The sequence below is a fragment of the Desulfosporosinus acidiphilus SJ4 genome, assembly GCF_000255115.2.
In the GTDB taxonomy this organism is placed as follows: domain Bacteria; phylum Bacillota; class Desulfitobacteriia; order Desulfitobacteriales; family Desulfitobacteriaceae; genus Desulfosporosinus; species Desulfosporosinus acidiphilus.
Window position 1 is genome coordinate 1,740,170 of sequence record NC_018068.1, and the last position, 12,595, is coordinate 1,752,764.

General features: G+C 39.4%; 8 protein-coding genes and 1 pseudogene. 7 read left to right on the forward strand and 2 right to left on the reverse strand.

Translation table 11 applies throughout. The features are described from left to right. Nucleotides 1-78: 78 nt before the first annotated feature. From DESACI_RS08035 to DESACI_RS08045, 3 genes are all read left to right on the forward strand, one after another. A complete protein-coding gene (locus tag DESACI_RS08035; protein ID WP_014826688.1) occupies nt 79-687 on the forward strand; it encodes an RraA family protein in 609 nt (202 codons plus the stop codon). A gap of 436 nt (nt 688-1,123) precedes the next feature. Next, on the forward strand, nt 1,124-1,372 hold the full coding sequence (locus DESACI_RS08040; protein ID WP_041276371.1) for a hypothetical protein: 249 nt from the start codon (nt 1,124-1,126) through the stop codon (nt 1,370-1,372). Between the two features lie 260 nt (nt 1,373-1,632). Continuing rightward, the gene (locus DESACI_RS08045; protein ID WP_014826690.1) at nt 1,633-3,042 is read left to right on the forward strand and encodes an amino acid permease; all 1,410 of its coding nucleotides are present in this window, start codon (nt 1,633-1,635) and stop codon (nt 3,040-3,042) included. A 39-nt stretch (nt 3,043-3,081) separates the two neighbouring features. Here the strand turns inward: DESACI_RS08045 and DESACI_RS08050 are convergent, their stop codons facing one another. Further along, nucleotides 3,082-3,399, reverse strand: a complete 318-nt coding sequence (locus DESACI_RS08050; RefSeq protein ID WP_014826691.1) for a hypothetical protein — start codon at nt 3,397-3,399, stop codon at nt 3,082-3,084. A gap of 597 nt (nt 3,400-3,996) precedes the next feature. Between DESACI_RS08050 and DESACI_RS08055 the strand changes: the two genes are divergently transcribed. From DESACI_RS08055 to DESACI_RS23045, 4 genes are all read left to right on the forward strand, one after another. Next, nucleotides 3,997-4,260: a hypothetical protein gene (locus tag DESACI_RS08055; protein WP_148271284.1), complete on the forward strand. Its 264-nt coding sequence runs from the start codon at nt 3,997-3,999 to the stop codon at nt 4,258-4,260. A 446-nt stretch (nt 4,261-4,706) separates the two neighbouring features. Beyond that, complete coding sequence (locus DESACI_RS08060) at nt 4,707-5,069, forward strand: response regulator (protein ID WP_014826693.1); 363 nt, start codon at nt 4,707-4,709, stop codon at nt 5,067-5,069. 53 nt (nt 5,070-5,122) lie between these two features. Beyond that, a complete protein-coding gene (locus DESACI_RS23565; RefSeq protein WP_014826694.1) occupies nt 5,123-7,840 on the forward strand; it encodes an ATP-binding protein in 2,718 nt (905 codons plus the stop codon). Between the two features lie 402 nt (nt 7,841-8,242). Then, a complete protein-coding gene (locus tag DESACI_RS23045) occupies nt 8,243-10,675 on the forward strand; it encodes a hybrid sensor histidine kinase/response regulator (RefSeq protein ID WP_014826695.1) in 2,433 nt (810 codons plus the stop codon). Between the two features lie 293 nt (nt 10,676-10,968). Here the strand turns inward: DESACI_RS23045 and DESACI_RS08075 are convergent. Beyond that, nucleotides 10,969-12,479 (reverse strand): annotated as a pseudogene (locus tag DESACI_RS08075) (IS5 family transposase). Nucleotides 12,480-12,595 lie beyond the last annotated feature (116 nt).

The window sequence follows — 12,595 nt, forward strand, 5'->3', positions numbered from 1 at the left end:
ATTGAGGACATTGTAAGTTATTGTTTAGCGATTAATCAAGTTGTAAGCAAATTAATTACAAAATAGGGGAGAGATCGTATGGTTATTATGAATCAATTTATGAACATCCCAACAACTAGTATTTCTGACGCAACGAGTGGACTAAATAACTTGGATTCAACTATTAAACCGCTAAAGGAAACTTATAAAATTTCAGGGAGAGCCTTTACTGTAAAGATACCGGTAGGAGAAAACCTTGCTGTACTAAGAGCGATAAGAAACGCAGGGATTGGCGATATTTTAGTCATTGATGCGAAAGGCGATACTTATCGAGCCATAGCAGGGGATTTTATTGTTGGAATGGCAAAGACATTGGGTTTAGGCGGAATCGTGGTAGACGGGGTGATCAGAGATATTTTGGGAATTAAACAGTTAGATTTTCCGGTATTTTGTAAAGGAACCACGGTAGCTGCCAGCAGTAAACATGATCAAGGAGAAATTAACGTTCCTATCTCCTGTGGCGGAACAACAATTTATCCCGGGGATATTGTTGTAGGTGATGTTGATGGTGTTGTTGTCATTCCTCAGAACAAAATAGATGAGGTTTTTAGAAAATCCCTTGCCAAAGTTAATGCTGACCAGGAACGCTCGGAAAGCATCTTGGGAGATCCGGATAAAGTAAGGAGATACCTTGATAACTTAGTCTGATTAAGATTAGCCAACTTGGCACAAATTTAAGGTATATTGAATCGTATCATCGAGCTAAGGGGTATGAATTGATTGGTTAACGGATATGAAGATCCTGCACCTAGAAATAACGGGGTGTAGGATCTTTATTAAGCGGCCCTCAACGATTTGTCGGAGAGGGCTGATATACTTTATTGCGAGGTGGATTTTTCCATTGATATTTCGTTAAAGCGTGGTTATAATAGAACATAAGTTCTGATGATACCAAATATACGTGCTGAAAGGCGGATTAAAATGAGAGATATTTGCGTTGAATGTGCCCAAAAAACAAATTGTACAGAGCCTTGCGAAGAGTGGTTGATAGTTCATGAGCAATGCCCTGTATGTCATAATAAACTGATACATTTAGGAGGATGTACCGAGTGTATCACAGGGGATTGGGCAAAGTGTGGTTGACATGAAAGTCGTAATGCAGCCAATCGAAATGATTGCTTGGTTTGACATTCCCGGGACACCTCGTCCCATTCGCTTTCGGCATGATGGAAATGTTGTCAAGATAGAGCAGATTATTAGGTTGTCTGAAGAAAAACTTGCGGGCAACCGTATGAAGATTTATGAGTGTCAGAGTAATGTTAACGGTCAACTAAAGCGGTATGAGCTTAAATATGAACTAGGTACCTGTAAATGGTTTTTATATAAAATATAAATGTCCCCAAAAAGTCAACAGGTATCTCAGATTGTCATTTTTAAGCGAGAGAGATGGAGCAGTCATTCAAAGTGGTAACTGCTCTTTGTTTTAATCGGGTACAATTTAATTTAATAGTGATAATATAAAGGGGATCAAAAGTAAAATTTTTAGTTTTGTTATATTTTCACGAATTTTAAGAGGAAATGTGGAAATAGCTATGGAATAATTATAATGCTCTAGGCAATTAAATTTAGGATTTGAATCTTGGAGAGTATTAAATGAGGAAAATGGAAAGTGATAAAGATATTAAGGGATCATCTCATCAGATTGACAATAAAAACATAACCCTTGGGTCGAATCCTAAGAACCAGTTGGACTTGTTAGGATTAACCATGCTGGGATTGGGTGGGGCGATTGGTTCAGGGATTTTCGTAGCGAGTGGTATTGCGATTAATCAGGCGGGGCCGTCAATTATTCTTGCCTTTGCTGTGGGCGGCCTCGTTTCCGCCTTGATAATGTTTATGCTTGCCGAAATGAGTGTCTATGAACCGACATGCGGTTCCTTTAGCGTTTATGCGGGGGAATACCTGGGTCCTGCCATGGGATTCATTACAGGTTGGATGTATTGGATAGCGGGGATTTTGACTCTTGCCACAGAGATGGTAGCTGCAGCTTTAATCGTCCGCTATTGGCTGCCCTCCTGGCCTATCTGGCTGATCAGCTTAATTATCGCTATGGTGATTGTTGGTATCAGTTTTTTAGACATACGGGCTTTTGCTCGGGTGGAAGAAACCTTATCCTTTGTTAAAGTGGCTATCTTACTTTTAGTAATTTGTTCAGGAATAGTCATGTTTACTGGGATATGGCCGGGATTAAGATCGCCTGGAACAATAAACTACTTAGGTCATGGAGGCTTCTTTCCCCATGGATGGAGAGGATTTTTAGCTTCATTGCTTTTGGTGTTATATACTTATGCGGGAGAACAAGTCATTGGGCCGGCAACGGGAGAAACGAAGGATCCCCTGAAAACTGTACCTCGAGCAGTAAGCATTATTACAATTACTCTGATAGTGATTTATTTAGGAGCAATCACGACTCTTGTCGGAATAGTTCCCTGGAATCAAGTGCCTCAAAACGGAAGCGGTTTTGTACCATTAGCCAAAGACTTGGGACTAAGCGGAATCAGCAGTATTATGAACGCAGTCATTTTGAGTGCTATCTTATCAGCAATGAATTCAAATATGTATGGAGTACCTCGTATGCTTAAATCACTGGCCGAACGCAAAGACGCTCCATCGTTCTTAACTGGAGAAAACCGGCAAGGAGTACCAGTGGCCGCATTGTTAATATCCAGTGCAATTTTGCTGGTAGTGGTAGGCATTTCATACCTTCTGCCAGAGAAAATTTTTGTGTATATAGCCAGTACAGCCGGCGCGGCCTTAATTTTGAACTGGTTGATCATAGCCTTAACATACTATCGTTTCCGGCAAAGGGCAAACTTGCGCCCAGGTAAAGGACAACCAACCTATCCAGGTTTTCCTGGCACCACCATCGCTGCTAGCTTGTTGCTGTCCTTGGCTCTGGCAACTTCGGCTTTTAACGGGAGCCAACTCGTTGGATTGGTTGCAGGTGTACTTATCTTGATGTTTTTTTCTGGTTTGTATATCATTTTTGTTAAGAAGCATTAATATCCAACAAGGTTTATAACCATTACTAAAGCTTGTTAATTATCCTGAAAAAGACTTAGTGCTATTTAGGTAATCCTCTGCCGCTTCGGTCAGCATTTCTTTCCAAGACCTAAAATTGGTGGTTTTTGCAACATGAGCATTAATCGCCTCATCAGGGATAGCATCGTAGTCATCTTCTGTATTCACCTCGAATCCACCTGCTGTCAATAATTCTTCGATGGATTCATACTGAGTATATAGTTTCATAAACTCTGACCTAAATATATCGCTTAATGTAACGGTTTTTCCTGAATTGTTCTCTTCGGAGGCAAATGAACCATGAGGTTCTTGTATATGAGTACCTAATCCTTCAGCCATTATAGTCTAACCTCCCTCAATTAGCCAAGCAACTAACGGGTGTTTTCTTTATGCGGGTTCATTTATATTAGAAACATTCATTTAATATGGAATAAAGGTTATTACTATGGTTTGTCAATAATCCTAATCTCATACGCCCATCATCTAATAGGCTATTTAAATTTACAATCACGTCAGAATTGACGAGACCAGGCATTTTTCGCCTGGTCATCTGCTATTTTTAAGATATCTTAAAATACAATGCCCATCGCTATAAGTGTGAGAATTGCAACCACTACAATTGCGACACCAACTCCACATAAAATCATAAGAGAGCACCCTCCTTTTTGCCAATATATTACATATTATTCTTAACCCTCATATGTGACACAAAGGAGAGTTTAAGTCTAGAGATCGCTTGTCTTTGCAAAGAGGATTCTCAGAAAATCTGAAAATCAATCAGCCTGCCTTTATTGAGAGGTCTGTGTGACTCGGAAATGAGGTGGCGATTGAATTCTGGGCAGTTGTTCTGAAAATTAATTCGGACTAAGGGGGGCAAGTTTCGACTTTCATGAAATTCCATAATATGGTAGTGAGGGATTGATATTTTGCCCCAGGATGGAGGAATCGAATATGTGTGGCATGCCGTTTTTTGGTACAGCATATGGAAATCAATTTGGCTTCGGGTGCGGAATAAGGCCGGGTTTCGGTGCTTATGGTGCTTGCGGTGCTTATGGTAATTATGGTAGTTACGGGCATTTGCAAGGTTATGGAGTGGGTTTGCACCCGGGTTATGATTCTGTTGGAGGCGGATATAATTATTTTCATGTAGGCTATTATCCTGTGACTGTATCAAAACCCTATAAAAATGGTAAGGGATAATTTTTAATCCGGTTTTCTGCGAAAGTTTAATATGACAGGCCTGTATGCAGCAGGTCTGTTTTTTAACCTTTGCCGCCCTATATCTTGGTGGAAAAAAGCCTTGAAGTCAAATAATTTATGGCATTTGAAAGCAATTAACAGAATATTGTCGAACAACTGCTTTTATGATAAGATTATGTGAGTGAATGATTACTACCCAATCTCTTTTGAGGCAATTACAATTACATATTATTAAACAGTCGGAAATAACAGCAGTTACTACAATATGAAGTAATTGAAGTAATTACTTCAATTACTTCTCATATGAAACCTTATTGCTTGCATCAGACTCGAGCGATTGGGAAGTTAAGATCAAAAAATCAAGTTGAAATGAATGACGATGATAGGCAGCGCAAGAGTTTGAAATTAAGTATATATAGTTTAAGCTAATAGAGGGGTGAACTACGATGAAAAGATTGCTTATTGTGGATGATGCGGCCTTCATGCGACTTTCTATTCGAAACATGTTGCTTAACTATGATATTGAAATTGTTGGCGAAGCAACCAATGGAATTATGGCAGTTGAGATGTACAAACAATTGCGACCTGATGTTGTGACGATGGATATTACGATGCCTGAAATGACGGGGATTGAGGCTCTAAAGGAAATTAAAGCCTTTGACCCTAAAGCTTTGGTCATTATGGTTTCTTCCATGGGTCAGGAGAGTATGGTCAAACAGTCTATTCTCAGTGGTGCCAAAACATTTATAGTTAAACCATTTACAGAAGACGTTCTTTATCAGACCCTTAGCAAGACACTCGGTATTTAACAGCAGTTCAAAGATTTGGAACTGTTATTATTTTTTTAAAGAGGGGTACTGGGATGGCTGTAAATGGGGAACAAGCCGATTTAAATAATTTCGAAATACTATTTAATACCAGCCCCGTTATAATGTTTTTGCTTGATGAGAATTCATTGGTTGAAAAAATGAATGTTTCTGCCTTTGAGCTGCTCATTACTAAGCCTGAGATAGCTTTAGGTAAACGTTTGGGCGACGGGATAGGCTGCCAAGGAAGTATCGAAACTGCCCGGGGATGTGGCTTTGGGCAAAAATGTCAATTCTGCGAATTGCGGTCGGCCATAGATTCGGCGATTAAGGTGGGGAAAACTACCACCGCTATAAAGTTTAGCAAAATACTAACTGCTCAAAGGAAAGAGAAGAAGTATTGGTTTTCGGCAAGTGTTTCGCCTGTTATGATCCGAGGCGAACGTCATGCGGCCGTTGCCCTCCAAAACATTACGGACAGCAGATTAGTTGAGGATTCTTCCAGAAAGTATCAAGTTCTCTTGGAAAATGCCCGTGACGTTATCATGATTATTGACCTGGAAGGAAACATATTAGAAGCTAATAAAGCGGCTGTTCTTGCTTACGGTTACGCTAAAGAGGAATTGGTAAACTTAAAAATCAACCATCTTCGCATAGACGAATCTTCCGAAACAATAGAAATCAATGAAATGGATGAACAGGGAGTTCTCTTCGAAACACTGCATAAAAGAAAAGATGGCAGCACATTTCCTGTTGAGGTCAGTGCTTATGTGACTTGGATTGAAAATCAAAGAGTATTGGTAAATTTCGTTAGAGATATATCTGAGCGCAAGAGAGCCCAAATTCAATTGCAAAAAAATGAAGAGAGCCTACGAATTTTATACGAGCGTTATCGATCATTAATTATGAATATGCCGGACAGCTTTGCCTATAATAGAGTTATCTATGATGAAGCAGGAAATCCCATAGACTATGAAATTCTTGAAATCAATGGGTCCTATGAAAAAATCTTTAATGTTTCACGTCAAGAAATTATAGGAAGGAAATTTTCGGATATTTTTGGCGATGACGATCCGGAATCTTATAGGCAAGATATGGCTCAATACGGGGAGGTTGCGGCCAAAGGGACTGGGCTTAATCTACCGGTCTACTATTCTAAGTGGAGTAAGCGTTGGTTTTCAGTCAAACTGTATGGTCCTGAACCCGGCTATTTTGTTTCCCTACTAACAGATATGACCGAACGATTGCATGCGGAATATGAATTGAATTTGGCGAAGGAAAATGCTGAAGCCGCAAATCAGGCTAAAAGTGAATTCTTAGCGAATATGAGTCATGAAATTAGGACTCCTATCAATGGGATGATCGGGATGATCGATTTGACTCTGTTAACAGGCATGAGTCGTGAGCAGCGTGAATACTTGGAGATCGCTAAAACTTGCGCCGATTCTCTTATGAAGATCATCAATGATATCTTAGATTTTTCAAAGATAGAAGCCGGAAAATTAGTCATTGAAACTATTGGCTTTAATATTAAGGAGCTTTTAGATTCAATTTTTAAGGCGCATCAGCCTATGGCTTTAAATAAAAGTTTAAGGCTAAATTATAGCTGTTCGTCCTCACTGCCTCAGAATTTGATAGGTGATCCTAATAGGTTAAGGCAGATCATAAGCAATCTTTTAAATAATGCCTTGAAATTCACGGAACTTGGAGAAGTCACCCTTACAGTTGAAGAATTAAGCAGGATCGATGAAACTGTGGAGTTGGCGTTCTCAATTTCAGATACAGGTATAGGAATATCTGAGCGAGAACAAGCAAAGCTCTTTAGAAATTTCAGTCAAGTGGATGGCTCCATAAGGCGAAAATATGGCGGAACGGGTTTGGGGTTGGCTATTTCTAAGAAATTAGTTCAGATTATGGGTGGGGATATAACCCTAGAAAGCCAAAAAGGAGCGGGGAGCACATTTAGCTTTAATTTGAAGTTTAAATTAAACAGAGAACCAGACTTACCAGATCACGATGATATTGTCCTTAGTCAGGCTAATATAGTTAAACCGTTAAGAATTCTCATTGCAGAAGATGACCGGGTTAATTTGATGGTCTTAACTATCATGCTTAAAGAAAAAGGTCATTTTATTGAAGCGGCTATGAATGGGGTAGAAGCTCTGGAATCCCATGCAAGAAGTCAATATGATGTGATCTTTATGGATATTCAAATGCCGGTCATGGATGGCATAGAGGTTACTAAGAAGATTCGGGAAAGAGAGGGCAATGACCGCCATACCCCGATTATTGCCATAACTGCCTATGCCTTAGTGGGGGACAGAGAGAAATTCCTGTCTTATGGCTTGGATGAATATATTCCTAAACCTATTAAGATGGATGAATTATTCAGGGTTTTAGATTCGGTGGTAAACCGAAGTGATCCGGAAAATAAGCAGTTTAATGCACAGATTAAAATCAGTGAATCAGGAAAAATCGTGAATTATAATCCTGATCTATCTTTAAGAGATGACAAAACTTCCATTGACAAAAATTATATCATTCAAGAGATCTCTCAAGATATTATGGACCTTAATACTGGGATAGCCTTAAATGATTTTTCTCTCATTGAGCAAATAGCTCATAAAATTAAAAATGCTTCTCAGCAAATTGACGCTGATAACCTCAAAACCTTAGCCTTTAAAATTGAATTGGCTGCCAGAAAAGAAAATATTAAAGATGTCATAAAATATATCCAAGGGGTTAAACGTGAATTCGAGTCAACTTGCTCTTAGAATCTGGTTATTCATTTAGGAGATTTGATATTAAATGTTAACCCTTGCATAATATGAAAGCAGAGCAAGTATAAAACAACGGATTTAATCGAAATTCGTTGTTTTTTGTGTTATATAAGTAATTGTAGAGAAAAAACGCGAATAATATAGAATATTTAACATAAATAGAATTAGTACAATTATTAATAATTATAAAGAAGCTATTAATAGTTATAAATTTTATTCATCCTACAAAACTTTAATAATTGATATATTTGATTTTTTAAATTTACGACATTATCCAAAAGTATGCAAAGAAATAAGAATATGGCTCTAAAAGATAATTTTACATTCGCTAAGAGGAAAGAATAATCCGATAAATAGAATGTGCTTGTAAACCAAAGCAAGAAGGTGACTTTGCAAATGAAATTCTTTAAGGATGTGCATAATCGAAAAAAGGGGACTTCATTCGTAGGCAGTGTCTCGACGCAAGGAACCGGTATCGGTGAAAAACGAAGTTTGCATAGGGAGATAAGGGATATTTCAGAACGTAAGACTATAGAAAATGCCTTTATCAGTCCCCGTCTAAAAGCGGAACAGGTTATTAAAGAAAGCCAGAAAAAGTATCAAAGCTTGTTTATGAATATGAAGGAAAGTTTTGCACTGATGAAGATAATCTATAATCGAGCTGAAGAGCCTCAGGATTTGGAATTCGTAGAGGTTAATAATACGTTTGAAAGTAAGTTTGGGAAGAAACCTGCTGAACTTGCAGGAAAGAGTATCTTTGAAATATTCCCGCAGATTAGTCAAATTGTCCTGAAACATTTAAAAATCATCAATACCAGATCTGAGGAACAAGAGATTTACTTTGATGATATTAATTTTTACTCGGAACGTTACAGGCTATGGTTGTCTATCTCAGCGTTTGTTCCCTTGTCGGGGCATCTTGCGCTAATTATCACCGATGTAACTCAGCCCAAAATAGCGGAACTTGCCTTGCGCGAGAGTGAGCATAAGTACCGTTCCTTATTTATGAATATGACAAGTAGTTTTGCTTATTGTAAAGCAATTTGGGATGCAAAGGGTGAGCTTGAAGATTATAAATTCAGAGAAGTTAATGATATTTATGCAAAGTTGATTGGCTTAGAAAGAACTAAAATAATTGGTCAAAGATTCACGAAAATTAACAACTTAAATCATCATGACCAAAAGCTTTTATTAAAACAGATAGAAACTTTTCTTAAGTCCAGTGAAAAGAAGTATGAGGGTGAATTTCACAACGAAAAGACTGGACATTGGTATTTCCACTCCTTTTATTCATTAAGCGATGATTGTTTTGCAGCAATTATTACGGATATCACCGAAGCAAAAAACTATGAAATAGAGCTGAGAAAGGCCAAGGAGGAAGCTGAAAAGGCGAGTATTGCCAAAAGTGAATTTTTAGCGAATATGAGCCATGAAATCAGGACTCCCCTGAACGGTACGATGGGAATGATTGATTTGGTCCTTCAATCATCGCTGAAGCCTGACCAGCATAACTACCTGCAAGTTGCCAAGAATTGCGCCTATTCTCTTTTAAACATTATCAATGATGTTCTGGACTTTTCTAAAATAGAGGCAGGAAAAATGCTCACCGAAACTATTAACTTCAACCTTAAAGATCTTCTTGAAGAACTGGTTAAAGTACATACTGTCAATGCAGCGGGCAAGGGTTTAGGATTGATTTGTACATGTTCTGCAGATGTCCCCGCGTATCTGAAGGGAGACCCTAACCGGATTAGACAGGTTCTTAATAATCTTGTCAGCAATGCTGTAAAATTCACTCACAGTGGCAATATTGTTGTTCAAGTTCGAAATACCAAGCCCATTAATGAGTCGGAAACAATGGCGTGCGCCTTAGAATTCTCCGTTTCCGATACTGGAATTGGTATAGCTGAAGACGAAATGGAGAAGCTGTTTAAAAGCTTTAGCCAGGTAGACGGTTCCCATACCAGAAAATATGGCGGCACAGGATTGGGACTGATTATCTCCAAGCAATTAACCGAGTTAATGGGAGGTAGAATGTGGGTTGAAAGCCAGAAAGGGAAGGGAAGCACGTTCTCTTTTATTCTTGAGTTACGGCAAGGAGAAAGTGCCGGTGAAGTCGAACCTTCTTCTGAGCCTATGGAGAAAGAACAGCTCTCAGTAACTATTCTTTTGGTAGAAGACAATTTAGTAAATCAGGATGTTCTGACGAAGATGCTTCAGATAGGCGGGCACAAAGTTCATAAAGCCTGTAATGGCTTGGAGGCTTTGGACGCCTTGGAGCAGCAAGACTTTGACCTTATCATCATGGATATCTATATGCCGGAAATGAATGGTATTGAAGCAACAAAACTGATAAGAGAAAACGAAAGAAACAAAAAACGTACACCGATAATAGCCTTGACAGCCTATGCCCTGAAAGGAGACAGAGAGCGTTTTCTTGCCCGCGGTATGGACGAATATTTGTCAAAGCCGGTGCTGATTGAAGAATTGCTAAATACCGTTCAAAAAGTTATTAAATCCAATCCAAAATGTCGAAAAACTATGACTGACTTGGAGAATAACGATCAACAGCAAAATAAAAACCTCGACGAACTTATCGCCTTAATTACTCAGTTAATAGATTTGATCTCAGTGAATGATTTAGAGGCTATAGAGAGAACAGCTCATCAATTGAAGAAATTGGCTAATCAATATGAGGCTGATAAATTAAAAAATTTAGCTTTCAAGGTTGAACTGGCTGCAAGACGCGGTGATATCCAGGCTGCGATTGAAAGTATTCTAAAACTGAATGAAGAATTCCAGACCTATAGAAGTCTTTTGTTGGAGTAGTACGTTCTCCTTCTTCGAATGGAGTTTTGAAAAAGAGGTTGTCGCAAAATGCATAAGCCCCCCAATAAACAAAACCCTGCATAAAAAGTGGTTTAAATCATCCGCTTATATGCAGGGTTTTATTTATAAAAACGTATAAGCACTCATTACGCAACGGTCCCTTTTTATCGAGCTAAGGATGACGGAAAAGCCTCTGATGCAAAAGGTTAAATAATTATTCACTCACTCTTAACGCTAATTTTACATTCAATACATTAGATTTTTACATATGGCGACTAATATGTAAGTAGGGATTACTGAACAGTCCCCATATTTTTAGTTTCTAGGCAACAAACAAAATCTCCCAACTCGAAAAAAGGCGTTTCCCAAAAAAGGTACAAAAGATCCCGGAGGCGCTTCCCCAGGTTCATGATGATGAACTGTAAGCCAATGACCGTCTCACTCGTTTCTTTGAGACGTACCATTATTCGACCTAGTCCATAACGACGTTTTCCTTCACCGAATTTCGCCTCGACTGCATTTCTTAGGCCTGCCTCTTGTTTCTCTAGCCGCCTTTGTTCTAAATGCTCTTTTTTATCCTTCGAGGGTCGACCTAGTTTGGGCCCGTTAAGCCGAATGCCATGTAACTTGCAGTACTGCAGGTTGTCTCGGTTCCGATATATTTTATCGGCAATCACGGATTCAGGATAGTTTCCATGGCGCTCCTTATAGGTTTCTACCGAATCAATCAGGGTGGTGCCCTCATTAAAGGCTTCCCAACTCAACTTCTCGATCCAAGCAAATCCGTTGACGATACTTATGGCAACTTTCGCTCCAAATTCTGTGGCTGCTGTTTTTTACCCCTCACAATCGGGCGAACATGCGGTTGGCTAATGCTCACGATACGCTCTTCTATAGTGTGGACTCGTTTGTCATACATGGTTTTTTGCTGTTCAAAGAGTGTTTGTATGGTTTCTAAGTCTTTTTGCTGCCGTTTACTGAGTCCTTCTGGGTACTTGGCTGATAGTTTCAAGACGATCTGAAGGTCTCTTGTAACGAAGCTCAGCTGTTTCCGAATGGCCTTGCGGATTTCACGACTTCTGGGTTTCCGATTCTTTTCTAACTTCAGATAGAGTTTACGTGCCTTTTGTCGATAGGTTCTTGGCTTGAGCTCTTTCCCTATTTGATTCTCATGCAAGGTGTCCACCATGGCCTCTAACTTTTCCCGTGCGTCATTTAGTAGAGAAAAATCCGTGGGATATTTCACATCGGCCGGGGTGCATGTGGCATCCAAAATGAGTTTTCCGTGGTTTTGTTGGGGTGGTTGCTCACTGCTTGCTTGATCTTCACGACGATTGTCGTCTGTACAACCTGAACTTGGTGGGGGAGTGTTTTGATCTTTATGATCTTCAGTTTCCGTCTTTGTTTCTCCCTTACATAAGGCTTCGTTCAGTTCAGCAATTACCTTAGCGTCGAGGCGTTTCCGAAAATGGACCATACTCGATGAATCGAACGGTGGAGTGGTTTGAAATTCCTCCAGCCCGATGAAGTATTGCAAATAGGGGTTTTCCATGATTTGTTGGACGGTTTCTTCGTCGGAAAATCCACACTTTTCTTTGATGATGAGGGCACCCAATGCGACACGAACTGGTTTCGCAACATTTCCAGTATGCTTTGGGAAATGAGAAGCATATCGCTCTTCAACAACGTTCCAGGGAATCAAATCGGCCATCTTGACCCAACGGTTATTCGCATCAAGTTTGCCGCCTGCAAAAAATCTGAAGTCTTCGAGTAAGCTAATTTGACCTGTAGGTTTTCGGTACATTTTCGTCCCCCATCTGCAAGGTTTTTCGACCATATTCATCCTTTATCTTGCTTTATTATACCACGAAAATGGCCTTAGTTCCTACTCCCATGCAGGTTTCGAGGTTATTCAGTAAT